This is a genomic window from Spirosoma sp., assembly GCF_026391055.1.
GTDB lineage: Bacteria > Bacteroidota > Bacteroidia > Cytophagales > Spirosomataceae > Spirosoma.
Genome location: NZ_JAPLET010000019.1, coordinates 211,007 through 226,344, shown reverse-complemented (window position 1 = coordinate 226,344; position 15,338 = coordinate 211,007). Strand labels below are relative to the sequence as shown.

Below are 15,338 nucleotides of genomic sequence, written 5' to 3'. Positions count from 1 at the left end.
TATGCCACTACACTGAAAAACTATGAGCCTGCTGGATAGCGTCAAAAACTTATTCGGGTTTACACCCGCTCAAGCCGTTAAATCGGAACCCGCATCGGAGCCAGCTTCAGAAATCCCGAAGCCCGTTTCGAAGGGACTTCCCCCCGCCGGGCAGCAGCGCGACCGCCTGCTAAGGTTTATCATCGATAAATTACGACCGTATCAAAACGAGCCCGAAACAGCCCCTTCGGCCCTCGACCTGTGTATTCTCTGCTCGAATGCCGAGGAGGAGGATGTGTACAACGTTGCCCTATGGGCCAGTCAGCAGGGTAAATTTCGAAGTGAACTTGCCCGGCAACTAGCCGACAATTACATTCAGCTTCCCGCCAACTGGCGTTTGGCTTATACATTTTATTCTGATGCGCTCCCAGACTGTACATACCGGGAAGGTAACCTGGGCCTGCTAATTCCTGACAAGACCAGACCAAATACCTCGCCCCTGCTGGCTCGTCTTGTTGCGGTGAAAGGGCAGATGGAGCAGGATGCCTATTCGCTCGATCCTACTCGAAAGAACAGCTACTGCATTGGCCGGGGGCATTCGACCCAAACGGCTTCGGGGCATGTTCGAACAAATGACATTGTTATATTGAACGACCATGATCCCGGCTACGATGCCGAACGGGGGGCGGGCAACGGGGCCGTCAGCCGGGCACACGCGACCCTCCGCTACGATGCAGCCCGACGGCAATATTCGCTGCTGGCCGACCCCGGCGGACTTCCGGCCAGTGGTAACAAAACCAAGATTTTCCACCCGGACGGCAGCCTGGATCGCGCCGATATTCTCGGTATGGGTTACCCGCTGCAACATGGCGACCAGATCGAACTGGGGGGCGAAGTGACGCTTCTCTTTGAAATTCATTGAGGGTATAATCTATAGTCTAGACTTCTGGGATTGGTAAAGTAAATTTACCGGGTGCTGCCCCATTGCCTTAGCTGCGCGGTTCCGGACATCCTAACCCCCGTAGAATCCGTAAAAATGGTAGGAACATCCGTAATTTGTATACCGTCTCTTTTAGCTATCAATCAGATCTTTGTACATTCCCTTTCTAGTTTAACCACTGTTGATTAGCTCCCGGCAGGAATTAGCCTGGGCGGTATCTCTGTAGCCGTACCGGCAAGCGTTTAAGGGAAATTATTGACAGATAGCCGTCTACGTAAACGTTTTGTAGATATCCTTAACCCATTTACACCTTGGCAAAGTATAACTTAAAAATTAACGGAAAAATCAGGCTAGTGGACGTTGACCCATCCACACCTATCCTTTGGGTACTCCGCGATCATCTGGATTTACCTGGTACCAAATATGGTTGTGGCATGGCACAGTGTGGCGCCTGCACCGTTCACCTCGGCGATACGGCGGTTCGCTCCTGTCAACTACCCGTATCAGCTGTTGGCAAAGAAGCCATCACCACCATCGAAGGGCTATCGGCCAAAGGCGACCACCCGGTTCAGAAAGCCTGGCTGGAACACGACGTGGCGCAGTGCGGCTACTGCCAGGCGGGACAGATTATGAGCGCGGCTTCTCTGCTGAAAAGCAATCCGAAACCAACCGATGCCGACATCGATGCTGCCATGAGTGGCAACATTTGTCGTTGTGGTACGTACCTGCGTATCAAAGAAGCCATCAAATCAGCCTCAACCAATAATGGATAGCGAATAATGAATAATGGACAATTAACTACTGGTTATCAGCCATTTTACATTACTCATTTTACATTTTCCATTATCCCTTACTGACATGAAAACGACTAAAACCACTTATAACAGGCGTTCTTTTTTAAAAGCGTCGATGCTCGCAGGTGGCGGTATGATGCTCAGCGTTAGCTGGTTGTCAAGCGCTAAAGCGGCCGACAAACTGGAGGCTCTGAACGTGCCCGGTCAATGGGTCGAGCTGAACGGCTATATTCAGATTACCCCCGACAACGTAATCAGACTTCTGTGCCCAAACCCCGAATTTGGCCAGAATGTGATGACGTCCTTGCCCATGATGCTGGCCGAAGAACTGGACGCCGACTGGAAAAATGTGGTCGTTGAAATGGGGCCGCACGACAATACCAAATTAGGCCCCCAATTTACGGGAGGCAGTAATTCGGTGCGTATGTACTGGAAACCCCTCCGCGAAGCCGGTGCAGCCGCCCGCCAAATGCTGTGCGAAGCAGCCGCCCAAACGTGGAATGTGCCAGTCGGTGAGGTAGCCGCCAAAGCAGGCGTACTTTCGCATTCGAGCGGGAAGTCGGCCAAGTATGGCGAAATGGCCACCAAAGCCGCTACTGTTGCCGTGCCCAAAGGCATGAAACTAAAATCTCCGAAAGATTTTACCATTGTTCGAAACTCGAAGAAAAACGTCGAGGGTCTCAAGGTAATTACCGGCAAGCCGCTGTTCGGGCTGGATTATCGGGCGGACGGGATGTTGATCGCCATGATTCAGCACCCACCGGCTTTTGGCATGAAACTGAAATCGTTCGATGCATCGCAAACTCTGAAAATGCCGGGCATCAAAGACGTTTTCAGCCTGAAATTATACGAAGACGGTTTTGTACAGGGCGGTTTCGATACCCGTACCTTCAACGATCTGCTGGTTGTGGTGGGCAAATCGACCTGGGAAGTCATGAATGCCCGCAAAAAGCTACTTGTCCAATGGGAGCCGACCGGCGATAGCAAAGATACGATGGCGGGACGGGACGGCAAACGCGAGGTCACCATTCCGGGTGGGCTCGAAAGTACAAGCGCCCAACTCGAAAAAATGCAGGAGATGGCTAAAAAACCAGCGCAGCTATTACGGAAAGACGGCGACCCCGAAACGGCGTTCAAGAATGCGGCTCAGATTATCGAACGTACCTACAATGCCCCGTTTCTGGCCCATAATACGATGGAGCCGATGAATTTCTTTGCCCATGTCACGGATGACAAAGCGGTATTTGTCGGACCGCTACAGGCACCGGGTTGGGTAGAACCCACCTTATCAAAAGTTCTTAACCTTCCCGCCGACAAGATCGAGATTCAGATGACGCGGATGGGTGGCGGCTTTGGCCGTCGGGCGTATGCGCATTACATGACCGAAGCGGCTCTGATCTCGAAAAAAGTCAAAGCGCCGATCAAACTGATCTACACCCGCGAAGATGATATGACTTATGGCATTTACCGCCCGATGTACACGGCAACGTATCGGGCCGCTTTGGATGCCAATAAAAACCTGATCGGTTTCCATGTCAAAGGTGGCGGCATACCCGAACATCCGGTACATGCCAACCGGTTTCCGGCCGGAGCCGTGGACAATTACCTGGCCGAGGGCTGGGAGATTCCGTCCAATATCACGATTGGAGCGTTCCGGGCACCGCGTTCCAACTTCAACGCAGCCGCCGAGCAATCATTCCTGGATGAAGTGGCCGAGGCTATGGGAAAAGACCCCATCGAGTTGCGGTTGGAGCTATTGAAACGGGCAAAGGAAAATCCAGTCGGTAAAAACAACGAGTATGACCCCGACCGATACGCTGGAGTACTCACCCTGGTACGGGATAAATCGAACTGGAACAAGGGAGGCAACGAGAAGTACCATCGGGGCGTGGCGGCTTATTTCTGCCACAACTCCTACGCGGCTCACGTGGTTGATATGGTGACCCGCGATGGTCAGCCGTACGTGGAGCGGGTATTCAGTGTCATCGACTGCGGTATCGTGGTAAACCCCGATTCAGCCAAAAACATGGTGCAGGGTGCGGTTGTCGACGGGATTGGTAATGCGTTTTACGGAGCGTTGACGCATAAAAACGGGGCACCTGAGCAAAGCAATTTTCATAATTACCGGCTCATTCGCCATAACGAAGCACCAAAACAGATCGACGTTCACTTTGTCGAAAACGACATCGACCCAACCGGCTTAGGCGAACCGCCTTTCCCACCGGTATTTGGTGCGGTGGCCAATGCGTTGTATAAAACCACGGGCAAACGGCAGTACAATCAGCCTTTCAAGGCCGACCCGGAAAAGCGGATTTAGGCAGCACCGATTTGGGTACATCATCAGTAGCCGACGTTAACGTTTTTTTGCCGTATCGTCGGCTACTGATGATGTATATCGCTGTGCACAGAAAGAATCGTTTACCGATTCAGGGCATTCATGTATCGTTCGGGGTAGCGGGTGCCGGATACGACTCCTGCTGGCATAATCTCTTCAATGCGTTGCAGGTCGACCTGGGTGAGTTTTACATTTTTGGAAGCGATATTTTCCTCCAGATGGTTAATGCGTTTGGAGCCGGGGATGGTAATGATATCGTCTCCCTGAGCGAGCACCCAGGCAATCGCTAACTGAGATGCAGTGCAGCTCTTTTCAATAGCCAGCCTTTTAATCGTTTCCACTAATTCCAGATTTTTATAGAAATTCTCTCCCTGGTAGCGGGGCATGTTGACACGACTATCCTTGAGATCGTCCGGTGTTCTTATTTCACCGCTTAAAAAACCTCTACTTAGCGGGGCATAGGCGACTAATCCGATGCCCAATTCCCGAATTGTTGGCATAATTTGAGCTTCAATGTCGCGGCTCCAGAGTGAGTACTCGATCTGTAAGGCGGTGATGGCATGTACTGTAGCGGCCTTACGAATAGAATCGGCCGATGCTTCCGAAAGGCCAATGTAACGAATCACCCCTTTTTGAGCCAGATCGGCGAGTGCACCGACCGTTTCTTCAATAGGAATTGCCGGATCAACCCGCGCCGGTGTGTAGAGATCGATGTAGTCCGTTTTAAGACGGCGGAGGCTATAAAAAACGGCGTTGCGAAGGTAGTTAGGATGACCACTTACCGGACCCGGGCCCATAGCCCCGTTAGGTCCGGGCGTATATAACTGACCCGTTTTTACCGAGAGAAACGCTTTGTCGCGTTTACCACTGATGGCCTTGGAAATCAACTCCTCATTATGGCCTGCCCCGTAATAATCGGCCGTATCTAAAACGTTGTGTCCCTGTTCGAGGGCTCTTTCGATGGTGGCAATGGCTTCTTTTTCGTCGGACTCTCCGTAAGCGCCCGACATGCCCATGCAACCTAACCCGATGGCCGATACGAGCGGGCCATTTGTTCCTAGTTTTCTGTTCATCATCTTGCTTGTTAGTATGCGAACAAAGGTCTTGAGAACGTCAGGCCGTGAACTGGACAAAACGCATTAGTTCCCTGACAAATCCTGAACGAAGGCCGCTATGGTTTGACCCGACACTTTTTTAAACAAGCGGGAGAAGTAATCAGGATCATTGAAACCAAGGTCGTAGGCTAGTTCTTTGATGGAACTCTCCGCATAGTAAAGACGACGTTTGGCTTCCAGAATGAGCCGGTTGGTAATGTATTCTTTGGGTGACAATCCGGAGTAATGCTTAACGATGGTATATAAACTATTGGTGTTGAGAGCGAGTTGCCGGGCAATTTCGTGGATGCTTATATGATCGGTGAGGTTATCTTCCACAAAGAGTTTGAAGCGGATGTATACAGAAAGTTTGTCGGTGGCTAGACTTTTGCCGGTGGCAAAATAAGCCAAATTAATTTCGGTTAGCAGGCTGTTAAGGTGGGCCAGGATAAGCTCAGGTTCTGTTTCTGGGGCACTTAATAAATTGAGCAGTACATCGAAAATGGATTTTAATCGGGCAGCCGCCAATGCCGTAAATTGTATTTTTTGGGTGTTGAACGGGTTGATAAGAAAGGGATATTGTTTGGGTAATAGAGAAAGGCAGTTGTCATCAAAACCCAGCTTGACATAGTTCGTATCTTCTTTGCTGGCCGGTAAGCGGTGGATTTGATGAGGCAAGATAAAGAGGAGTTCGTTAGCCTTTACATCGAATTGCTGGAGATCCACACCATGTCGGGATTGCCCATCAAACATAAAAAGAAAAAAGTAATGCGGTTTACGGTGCGTCAGGCCATATTGTTGGGCGATTTCGGGAGGAAGATGTCCGAACGTGGGCGAAATAATACGGATAGCAAGTTTATTATTTTGTCTATGGAGCGTAAGCGCTGATTCGATGGGCTGCATAGGTTAAGAGTAATGGAAATAAGCGCTTTGTAAGTAGGCTTAAAGCTAGTCAGCAGAAAAAGCAGGTTATGCAATAGTCTGTTCAATTGAACGACCGTCTGAATTCCAGGGGAGACAGCTGGGTTTTTGTTTTAAAGAGTTTGCTGAATGATTGTGAGTGCTCGAATCCCAATGCATACGCCACTTCGGTTACTGACAAATTTGTGGTAGATAGTTTTTCTTTTGCGGTCGAGATTACTTTGTCGTGAATATACTGCTGGGCATTCTGCCCGATCAATGACCGTAGCATATCGCTTAAATAACTAGGCGACAGGTTTAACTGGTCAGCGAGATAGGCGACAGTCGGCAAGCCCTGACGTAATGACGTTTCGTCGGTAAAATAGTGATTCAACAGCTCTTCCAGCTTTTGTAACAGATCATGGTTTATGGCTTTACGGGTGATGAACTGACGTTTGTAAAAGCGATTTGCATAGTTCATCATCAACTCGATTTGAGCAATAATAACGTCCTGGCTAAAATCGTCGATTCGGCTATTTAATTCCTTTTCGATCATTTTAAAGAGATCCATGATCGTTGCTTTTTCATCTTCCGAAAGATGCAGCGTTTCATTGGTCGAATACGAGAAGAAGCCATATTGACTGATGGTTTTGGCCAGCGGATAACCTAAAAAGAAATCCGGATGAATGAGCAACGTATACTGCGAACAGATGCTCCCATCGTCGTGATTGCTGCCGATTACCTGTCCGGGCGAAGCGAATAATAAGCCACCTTCATCAAAATCGTAATAACTCTGGCCGTACTTCAACCGACCACTGAGTTTTGGTTTATACGATAGTTTGTAGAATCCCAGCACATGAGCACCTGGGATTGCATTCATGGCTACAGGGTGATGGGCACCATTGATGAGGCTAACCAACGGATGCTTAGGGGTTGGCAAACCAAAGGCGCGGTGCGCATCGGCCAGCGATTCGATTTTATAAGGGCCGTTTTCTTCTTTTTTCATGGCTTAGTATGCAAAAAAGATAATCGATACTGGAAAGATGTGCAAACGTTTACTCAGCGGCTTTTTTGCCGACAAAACAAAATTGTCTCCTCGGTCTGGGTCTTGGCAGACCGAGGAGGTACTTCCCTAATTGGCCCTATCCTGAGCTGAGTTGGAAACCTCCGCCCATTCTTCCCATGTTGCCAGTCGCTCCGCATAGGCCGTGCGTACCGAGGGCAAATTATGACTGCCCAGAAAGAACCGTAGTGGAGGGTTTTCGGCATCGACAACGGCAAAAAGTGCTTCGGGTGTTGCCGTTGGATCACCTCTTTCCTGGGAGCCTAAACTCCCGAAAAAATGGGCTTTGAAATCAGCGTAGATGTCGAGTCCCTGAGCAAACTTCAGCGATTCCTGACTTCCAAATTCGGTGGCATAGGCCCCCGGTTCAATAATTGTTACGTTGATGCCAAACGGCTTAACCTCCGTAGCCAGACTTTCATGAATTGCTTCAAATGCCCATTTTGACGAGCAATAGTAGCCAATCACCGGTAAGGTTACATGGCCTAGGTTGCTCGATGTACCAAGAATGTGACCGCCACCCTGCTCTCTCAATAAGGGCAAGGCCGCCTGAATGACAGAAACCGGCCCGATAACATTCGTCTCGTAAAGAGCGCGAATATCATCTGCGCTGGCTTCCTCAATGGTGCCAACCAGTGAATACCCGGCATTATTAAACACAATATCAAGCTTGCCAAAGTGAGCGTGAGCTTGCGTTACGGCCGCTTTAACTTGTTCGGGCTGGGTTACGTCGAGCGCGAGTGTCAGTACATTATTGCCGTATGTATCGTTCAGGTCGGCAATGCTTTCCAGCTTGCGGGCGGTTGCCGCTACTTTGTCGCCACGCTTAAGGGCAGCTTCGGCCCAAACGCGTCCAAATCCGCGCGAAGTACCTGTAATGAACCAGACTTTAGTAGATGCTACAGGCGTCAGCGCAGGTTGACTGCTTGCCATTTCGTTGTGATGTATCATGTCGTATACCTTACTTGTTAATGATACATCAAAGGTCGAAACCTGCCATTCGCTGCCTGTAGTCTAATTGAGGGTATTTGTAGTCAAAATGGGAACCGTTTGTCGCGGTTCCCATTTTTATGTGTCAGACCTATTTTTACCAAACGACAATCCTGTCCTTTTCAGGTTTGTACATCTTATCGCCAGGTTTCACATCGAAGGCGTTGTAAAACGGCGTGAAGTTCATCAGCGGACCGTTTACGCGCCACTTGGCGGGTGAGTGCGGGTTCGTATTGACGTACATGCCCATGTAAGCATCTCTGGTTTTTACGCGCCAAATTCGGGCGATCGAGATGAAGAACCGTTGATCGGGCGTAAAGCCATCGAGTTTCGCTGTGCTCTTTCCCTGCTCGGTCAGTTTGAAGGCATCGTAGGCAATAGCCACCCCGGCAATGTCGGCCGTGTTTTCACCTACCGTTAACGCCCCTTTTACGTGTACCGAGTCCAGCACGGTAAACTTGTTGTATTGATCGATTACCTGGTTTGTTCTGGCTTTAAATTTGGCGTAATCATCTTTGGTCCACCAGTTCGTTACGTTGCCGACTTTGTCGAATTGCGCGCCCTGATCGTCGAACGAGTGGGTTATTTCGTGACCAATCACCATACCGACACCGCCGTAGTTCAGCGCGTCGTCGGCATTCACATCGAAGTAGGGCGGCTGCAAGATACCCGCCGGAAAAACGATTTCATTAAGTGGAGGATTATTATAGGCCGTTACTGTGGGTGGAGTGGTATGCCATTCCGTACGGTCGACCGGCTTCCCTACTTTGGCGACGCTTTGGAGATAATCATTTTTGTTTGCCGACAAACGGTTTTCAAAGTAAGCATCTCGTTTTACGTCCACCGTCGAGTAATCCCGCCATTTGTCGGGATAGCCGATTTTCTCGGTAAAGGCGTACAGTTTTTCTTTCGCCCGGCTTTTGGTCGAATCGCTCATCCAATCGAGCTTATTGATCCGGGCTTCAAAAGCCTTTTTGAGATTGTTTACCAAAGCCGTTATCCGTTTTTTGGCTTCTTCCGGAAAGTATTTTTTTACGTATATCTGGGCCAGTGCCTCGCCGAGCGATCCATCGACCACCTGTGTCATTTCCTCTGCCCTTGTTTTTTTAGCCGCCTGTCCGGTCAGAATCTTCGAATATGCAAACGACTCGTCCACAAATGGTTGACTCAGGTAACCGGCATAGTTGGTCAGGGCATGGGCTTTCAAATAGACCTTCCAGTCTTCGATGGAAACGGACGTTAACATCGTGTTCAGCTTGTCGTAATATCCCGGCTGTGCTACGTTGACAGAATCAGCCTGTACGCCTAAGTTAGATAATAACGTCGGCCAGTTTAGAGTAGGCTGTTTTTGGGCAAGGTCAGCAATCGCCAGTTTATTATAGTTTGCCTTTACGTCCCGACGTTCGATGTTCGTTCGATGCGCGGTGGCCAGTTGTTTTTCGATGTCGTAGGTAACGGATGCATTTTTTCGGGCCGTATTTGCATCAGTGCCGGTGAGTTCAAACAGGCGCGTGAGGTAGTTTCGGTACGCTTTCTGAATCAAGCTGGTCGATGAATCGGTCTTAAAGTAGTAATCCCGTTCAGGCAGGCCTATTCCGGTTTGGCTGAACTGCGCAATATTGATCGAACTTCGCTTGTTATCGGGGCCAACGTAAAAACCAATGATGGACCGATCTCCTGCCTTTTGTTCTTCAGCCACCAGCTTCAATACCCCAGGTACATCGGTCAGCGCGTCGATTCGAGTGAGCAGGGGCTTAATGGGTTCATACCCGCGTTTGTCAATGGCGGTTACATCCATGCCTGACGCATAGAAATCGCCCACCTTTTGTTCAATACTCCCTGCTGGAAATTGCCTGGACGAAACACTGTCCAGAATGCCTTGCAGCCGGATGCGCTGCGGGTAATTCATGAACGAATACGCTCCTACACCGGCCTGACTTTCGGGTATTCGGGCAGTATCAGTCCAGATGCCATTGGCGTATTTAAAAAAATCATCGCCGGGTTTTTTAGACGGGTCGATTCCTGTTATAACGACGCGTTTCGTTGTCGGAATAGTTGTTGTTGGTGTGGCCGCTCGCTGACAGGCAACTGCCAACAATAGCATTAGAGAGACGTAAACGATACTGTTACAGTTTGTCATGTGTAGGTGCTGGTCAATAGATACCGCCTAAAGATAGTCAATTTAGGTATGGGGCAGATTCTGACTGACGCATTCATTTGTTCTGCCCCGGATGGGTAGCCCGAAGGTGGTTATTAGCCTATATACACTCATGTTCAGCACCGCTATTTAATCTTCATGTCGGGTACGAGCGGAACCGTCTCCACCAGTTCCAGTGCCTTCACCATGTCCTTGGTGCCGGTTTTGTATTTCAGGAAATGGGGTGTCTGAATATGCGCCTTGTAGGCATCGGTATTCGCATAAATCTCCAGAATTGTGATGTGCGTGGGATTGTCCTTTTCTGTCATGGCATATAACGTCAGGACACCGGGCTCAAGGCGCACAGAGGCTTCGATTTCCTCCTTGAGAGCCGCTTTGTAAGCCTCCAGTTGAGCTGGGTCGACAACGATTTTGGCCATTCGCACCATTTGCGGTTTGGGTTGACTGAATGTATGACCAGCCGATAGCATAAGCAGCAGACCAGCCGTCATCAGCTGCCACAATCGGCTGAAACGAATCATAATTAGGTAGCTTTTAACAGTTAAGAGGTTTTCTGTCATGGTAATGCTGTTCTTAATATCGCTCAATTCTGCTGTAGCATCCGGTACTCATTGGGCGATTGACCAACCCGCTGTTTAAACAATCGGTTGAAATGTTGAGGGTATTTAAAACCCAGCTCATAAGCGATTTGACTAATGGATTTGTCGGGTTCAAAGAGTCGCGCTTTAGCTACATCCATCACTTTCGACTGAATATACTCCTGCGCTGTTTTTCCTGATTCTTTTTTCACCAGATCGCCAAAATAGTTGGCCGACAGGTTCAATTCTCCAGCGCACCAGGCTACCGAAGGCAACCCAATTGTGAAGGGCTTATCGGTCTGATAATACGCGTTCAGCAAGGCCTCGAACCGTTCCAGAACACCCTGATGCACGGTATCACGGGTGATAAACTGCCGGTCGTAAAAACGGACACAGTAATCTAATAACAGCTCGATGTTGGAGACAATCAATCGCTTACTGTGCTTGTCGACGGCATGTTCTAATTCATAATCGATTTTCGAAAAACAGTCCAGTACAATTTTCCTTTCCCGTTCAGACAAATGCAGGGCCTCATTCGATTGATACCCGAAGAAGGAGTAATCCTGAATATGCCGTCCCAGAGCAGTACCATGGATCAGATTAGGATGAAAAACAACTGCATACCCTTTGGGTTGATAAACTTCTCCGGCATTTTCAACGCTGATTACCTGCCCGGGTGCAATAAATACCAGCGTGCCTTCCTGATAATCGTAGGTATGCCGACCGTAACGAAGATCACCGCATTTGACGTCTTTTAATAAGATAGCGTATAACCCATAATGCATAGTCGAAATTTGCCTTGGGTTAGCCTTCGACATATCAATCACACTCACCAGCGGGTGACGTGTTTCTGTATTGTTGAAAATATTGTACTCATTGACAGTCTCAAATCGTCGCAAAAGGTCCATAGCACGGTTTGTTTTAACAAGTTCAAAATTAGTGCATTGCGTGGGTTTTGCAGCCTGATCCTGCCAGAACCAGTAATATTGGTAGTATAACCCGTAATCTGTATACTATCCGGTGAGATAGAAGTAAAGACCTTTGTACAACGAGAAAGGTGCAGAAGACAGATCATGTTTGAAAACGACTGTTTTCCAGCGAACCTTGTTGAATTTAAGTCATTAATTTAAAATCCGCTTGGTATGCAAACGCGCACATTAGGAACCAATGGGCTACAGGTGTCAGCCCTGGGGTTGGGTTGTATGGGTCTCAGCTTTGGCTATGGTCTGGCCACAGAAAAGGGAGAGGCCATCAAACTGATTCGGGCAGCTGTTGAGCAGGGCGTCACCCTCTTCGACACAGCCGAAGTATATGGCCCCTATACCAACGAGGAACTGGTTGGCGAAGCCCTCGAACCGTTCAAAGGCAAGGTAGCCATTGCCACTAAATTCGGGTTCAACTTTCAGGATGGAAAACAGGCCGGGCTGAATAGCCGTCCCGAGAACATTCGGGCCGTTGCCGAAGCTTCATTAAAACGGCTGAGAGTTGACGTTATAGACTTGTTTTATCAGCATCGCGTTGACCCTAACGTACCGATTGAAGACGTGGCAGGTACGGTTAAAGACTTGATTCAGGAAGGCAAGGTAAAGCATTTTGGCCTGTCGGAAGCGAGCGTCAACACCATTCGCCGGGCGCATGCGGTGCAACCGGTAGCGGCTCTGCAAAGCGAATATTCTCTCTGGTGGCGCGAGCCGGAAGCGGAAATTATGCCCACATTGGAAGAACTGGGAATCGGCTTTGTGCCCTTCAGCCCGTTGGGAAAGGGATTTCTGACGGGTAAAATCGACGAAACAACGGCCTTCGACATAACGGATTTCCGCAATACGGTTCCCCGTTTTTCCGAAGAAAACCGAAAAGCGAACGCAGCACTGGTCGACTTGCTCGGTAGCATGGCCAGCGAGCGCAAAGCCACACCTGCCCAAATTGCTCTGGCGTGGCTGTTAGCCCAAAAGCCGTGGATTGTGCCCATTCCCGGGACCACTAAAGTACACCGACTGGAGGAGAACCTTGGGGCCGTGTCCATTACACTGAGTGTCGAAGATCTCGCATCCATCGCAGCGGCTCTTTCCAGCATCGACGTGCAGGGCGGAAGGTATTCTGAGCAGGCGCAAAAGATGATTGACCGCTAGGCTACACAGACCTTTGGGTGAAGATAAAGCCCTTACAGTTTACTTAGCCATTCACATTCATCCTAAACAAACAGCTTCCGCATGATTCTACGTCGAACAGCATTGGCAATGGGCATTTTGCTGGCCTGTACAGGCAGCGACTTACAAGCAAAACAACCAGCGAAAGCAGTTCCTGAACAAACGATGCAAACCGACCCTCGATTGACGCAAAGTCAGCAAGCTATCGTCACCATTTCGGCCTTCACGGCACAGGGAACTATACCTCAGTTGACGAAAGCACTGAATGCTGGTCTGGATGCTGGTTTGACGGTCAGCGAGATCAAAGAAATTTTGGTACAACTGTACGCCTATGCCGGATTTCCCCGCAGCCTGAACGCTCTGCAAGCTTTTATGGATGTGCTGAAAGAACGTAAGCAACGGGGTATAAACGATCCGGCCGGCAAAGAACCGTCGCTCCTGCCAGCGGATCGAAACAGACGACAGTTTGGAACAGATAACCAGACGAAGCTCATCGGAATGCCCATAAAAGGGGGAATTTTTGAGTTTGCCCCGGCTATTGACCAGTTTCTAAAAGAACACCTGTTTGGTGACATTTTCGGACGGGACAACCTCGACTGGAAAACGCGCGAACTGGCCACCATTTCGGCGCTAGCCAGTCTGGGTGGTGTTGACAGTCAGTTACGCAGTCATCTGAACATCGGCTTGCATAATGGGCTGAGTGAGGGAGAACTAACGCAGCTGGTTTCCATCATTCAAACCAGCATTGGCGAAAAGGAAGGGGCCGCAGCAAGTCAGGTATGGCAAGCGTTACGCAAGGAAAGAGCCGGAAACCCGTCGATGAAGTAATTAGCTAAATGATTATTAAAGAGGTGCAAGAGAACTGACAAACAGGCTAACCCGAATTCACGTTAAATTTTTAACCACAGAGGCACAAAAGCCACAGAGAACTCAATCCTCTGTGGCCTTTGTGCCTCTGTGGTTACTAACTTTCCTCAATACCCCTGATTTTGCGGGAAGGTTGTTTTGTTGTTATACGTATCGATTTCTGACTGCGGAATAGGGTACAACGTCCGGTAAGCAGGCATGGTGATGCCCGTTACCTTGATGGCCTCTACGGCCGTACCAGTGCGAATCAGATCGAACCAGCGGTCGTTCTCCAGCGCCAGTTCCAACCGGCGCTCGTTGATGATCGCCGTACGAAAGGCCTCTTTAGTGGCCAGTTGCGCACTGGCGTACGTAGGCACACCTGCCCGCGTCCGGACCAGGTTGAGCGTCCGGAATGCCTCTCCATCGGCCTGATAACCCACTTCGTTCAGCGCTTCGGCATATAACAGCAATACATCGGCAAAGCGCAGCACCGGAAAGTCGTTGCCCACGTCGTTCGTACCCGACAGTTCATCGTAAAACTTGCGGGGTACGGCATTGATACTGGTTGGTACCGGCACCTGAACCGTCAGCGGAAGCCGCTTATCGGTTGGCAAATAAGCCGCCCGGAGCGAGGGTTCAATGTTGTCGCCAATGCTGGTGCCGTACCAGGAACCGTGCCCTTCGCCCTGCAAACCACCTTTTTTGAACTTTACCGCGAACAGTATCTCCGCATTGTTCTTGTTGCTGACCAGAAAAACATCGGCTACATTCGGCAGCAGCCGAAAAGTAGTTCCGTTCACTACGTCACGCAGGGTCGATACGGCCAGGTCGTACTTTTTCTCGGTCACATACACCTTCCCCAGCAAGCCTTTGGCGGCACCGGACGTAGCCCGGCCAACGTCTACACCCGTGTAGGTGGCTGGTAAACCGGCAGCCGCATCGGTCAGGTCTTTTTCAATGGCTGCGTAGATTTCGGTTACCTCGTTTCGTACAAACGACCGGGCTTCGGTTGTTGAACCGGCTTTGAGCACGAGCGGCACCCGCCCCCACAACCGAACCAGATTGAAATACGACAACGCCCGGATAAATTGAGCCTCCCCTTTGTAACGGGCTTTCAGGGTCGCGTCCATCGACACGGCATCGATCTTGTCCAGAATCAGGTTGCAACGGTTAATACCGGTGTACAAACTCCCCCACGTATCCCGCAGGACCGAGTTGGTGGTTGGTTCAATAAACCGGTCGATGTTGTAACGCAACCCGGCACTCGACGAGGGGTCGTTATCCAGAACGTTATCACTTCTGGCCTCCACGATGGTGTTGTAATCACCCCCGTATTGACTCGCACTCTGAAGCGCATCGTAGGCACCATTGACCGCGTTGCCGAAGTCGTTGGCGGTCTTGTAAAAATTATCGGCGTTTGGCTGCGATAAAGGCTTTAAGTCCAAAAAGTCTTTTTGGCAAGCCGAAAGCCCAATTACGCAGGCTAGTAAAACGGTTATCTTTTTCATAAC

Annotated in this window: 13 protein-coding genes; 5 read left to right on the top strand and 8 right to left on the bottom strand. The window is 49.8% G+C overall.

The annotated features are described in order from the left end of the window. Nucleotides 1-22 precede the first annotated feature (22 nt). The 3 genes from NT073_RS11645 to NT073_RS11635 all read left to right on the top strand — a co-directional run bounded on the left by NT073_RS11645 (nucleotide 23) and on the right by NT073_RS11635 (nucleotide 4,030). On the top strand, nucleotides 23-901 hold the full coding sequence (locus NT073_RS11645; protein ID WP_297373188.1) for an FHA domain-containing protein: 879 nt from the start codon (nucleotides 23-25) through the stop codon (nucleotides 899-901). A 329-nt stretch (nucleotides 902-1,230) separates the two neighbouring features. Beyond that, nucleotides 1,231-1,692 carry a (2Fe-2S)-binding protein gene (locus tag NT073_RS11640; RefSeq protein WP_297373187.1) on the top strand — a complete coding sequence of 154 codons (462 nt, stop codon included), beginning with the start codon at nucleotides 1,231-1,233 and terminating at the stop codon, nucleotides 1,690-1,692. An 85-nt stretch (nucleotides 1,693-1,777) separates the two neighbouring features. Then, nucleotides 1,778-4,030 carry a molybdopterin cofactor-binding domain-containing protein gene (locus NT073_RS11635; protein ID WP_297373185.1) on the top strand — a complete coding sequence of 751 codons (2,253 nt, stop codon included), beginning with the start codon at nucleotides 1,778-1,780 and terminating at the stop codon, nucleotides 4,028-4,030. 101 nt (nucleotides 4,031-4,131) lie between these two features. Here the strand turns inward: NT073_RS11635 and NT073_RS11630 are convergent, their stop codons facing one another. The 7 genes from NT073_RS11630 to NT073_RS11600 all read right to left on the bottom strand — a co-directional run bounded on the left by NT073_RS11630 (nucleotide 4,132) and on the right by NT073_RS11600 (nucleotide 11,739). After that, the gene (locus tag NT073_RS11630; protein WP_366107238.1) at nucleotides 4,132-5,121 is read right to left on the bottom strand and encodes an aldo/keto reductase; all 990 of its coding nucleotides are present in this window, start codon (nucleotides 5,119-5,121) and stop codon (nucleotides 4,132-4,134) included. A 66-nt stretch (nucleotides 5,122-5,187) separates the two neighbouring features. Beyond that, entirely contained in the window at nucleotides 5,188-6,045 is an 858-nt protein-coding gene (locus NT073_RS11625; RefSeq protein ID WP_297373181.1) for an AraC family transcriptional regulator, read from the bottom strand. 82 nt (nucleotides 6,046-6,127) lie between these two features. Next, entirely contained in the window at nucleotides 6,128-7,048 is a 921-nt protein-coding gene (locus NT073_RS11620; RefSeq protein WP_297373178.1) for a helix-turn-helix transcriptional regulator, read from the bottom strand. Between the two features lie 126 nt (nucleotides 7,049-7,174). After that, on the bottom strand, nucleotides 7,175-8,038 hold the full coding sequence (locus NT073_RS11615; protein ID WP_297373176.1) for an SDR family NAD(P)-dependent oxidoreductase: 864 nt from the start codon (nucleotides 8,036-8,038) through the stop codon (nucleotides 7,175-7,177). Nucleotides 8,039-8,192: 154 nt separating this feature from the next. Continuing rightward, nucleotides 8,193-10,235, bottom strand: coding sequence for a M13 family metallopeptidase (locus NT073_RS11610; protein WP_297373174.1), 2,043 nt, complete (start codon nucleotides 10,233-10,235; stop codon nucleotides 8,193-8,195). A gap of 143 nt (nucleotides 10,236-10,378) precedes the next feature. Continuing rightward, on the bottom strand, nucleotides 10,379-10,774 hold the full coding sequence (locus NT073_RS11605; RefSeq protein WP_297373172.1) for a putative quinol monooxygenase: 396 nt from the start codon (nucleotides 10,772-10,774) through the stop codon (nucleotides 10,379-10,381). Between the two features lie 62 nt (nucleotides 10,775-10,836). Next, entirely contained in the window at nucleotides 10,837-11,739 is a 903-nt protein-coding gene (locus NT073_RS11600; RefSeq protein ID WP_297373170.1) for a helix-turn-helix transcriptional regulator, read from the bottom strand. Nucleotides 11,740-11,973: 234 nt separating this feature from the next. Here NT073_RS11600 and NT073_RS11595 point away from each other — a divergent pair, with 234 nt between their 5' ends. Further along, nucleotides 11,974-12,960, top strand: a complete 987-nt coding sequence (locus NT073_RS11595; RefSeq protein WP_297373168.1) for an aldo/keto reductase — start codon at nucleotides 11,974-11,976, stop codon at nucleotides 12,958-12,960. An 81-nt stretch (nucleotides 12,961-13,041) separates the two neighbouring features. Beyond that, nucleotides 13,042-13,806: a carboxymuconolactone decarboxylase family protein gene (locus NT073_RS11590; protein ID WP_297373166.1), complete on the top strand. Its 765-nt coding sequence runs from the start codon at nucleotides 13,042-13,044 to the stop codon at nucleotides 13,804-13,806. Nucleotides 13,807-13,952: 146 nt separating this feature from the next. On the opposite strand, the gene NT073_RS11585 is transcribed toward NT073_RS11590, so the two are convergent. Continuing rightward, nucleotides 13,953-15,335: a RagB/SusD family nutrient uptake outer membrane protein gene (locus NT073_RS11585; RefSeq protein WP_297373164.1), complete on the bottom strand. Its 1,383-nt coding sequence runs from the start codon at nucleotides 15,333-15,335 to the stop codon at nucleotides 13,953-13,955. Between the last annotated feature and the right edge of the window lie 3 nt (nucleotides 15,336-15,338).

Coding starts and splice junctions, on each gene's coding strand:
- NT073_RS11645 (WP_297373188.1), top strand. CDS start 23: ATGAGCCTGCTGGATAGCGTCAAAAACTTATTCGGGTTTACACCCGCT.
- NT073_RS11635 (WP_297373185.1), top strand. CDS start 1,778: ATGAAAACGACTAAAACCACTTATAACAGGCGTTCTTTTTTAAAAGCG.
- NT073_RS11630 (WP_366107238.1), bottom strand. CDS start 5,121: ATGAACAGAAAACTAGGAACAAATGGCCCGCTCGTATCGGCCATCGGG.
- NT073_RS11625 (WP_297373181.1), bottom strand. CDS start 6,045: ATGCAGCCCATCGAATCAGCGCTTACGCTCCATAGACAAAATAATAAA.
- NT073_RS11620 (WP_297373178.1), bottom strand. CDS start 7,048: ATGAAAAAAGAAGAAAACGGCCCTTATAAAATCGAATCGCTGGCCGAT.
- NT073_RS11615 (WP_297373176.1), bottom strand. CDS start 8,038: ATGGCAAGCAGTCAACCTGCGCTGACGCCTGTAGCATCTACTAAAGTC.
- NT073_RS11610 (WP_297373174.1), bottom strand. CDS start 10,235: ATGACAAACTGTAACAGTATCGTTTACGTCTCTCTAATGCTATTGTTG.
- NT073_RS11605 (WP_297373172.1), bottom strand. CDS start 10,774: ATGATTCGTTTCAGCCGATTGTGGCAGCTGATGACGGCTGGTCTGCTG.
- NT073_RS11600 (WP_297373170.1), bottom strand. CDS start 11,739: ATGGACCTTTTGCGACGATTTGAGACTGTCAATGAGTACAATATTTTC.
- NT073_RS11595 (WP_297373168.1), top strand. CDS start 11,974: ATGCAAACGCGCACATTAGGAACCAATGGGCTACAGGTGTCAGCCCTG.
- NT073_RS11590 (WP_297373166.1), top strand. CDS start 13,042: ATGATTCTACGTCGAACAGCATTGGCAATGGGCATTTTGCTGGCCTGT.
- NT073_RS11585 (WP_297373164.1), bottom strand. CDS start 15,335: ATGAAAAAGATAACCGTTTTACTAGCCTGCGTAATTGGGCTTTCGGCT.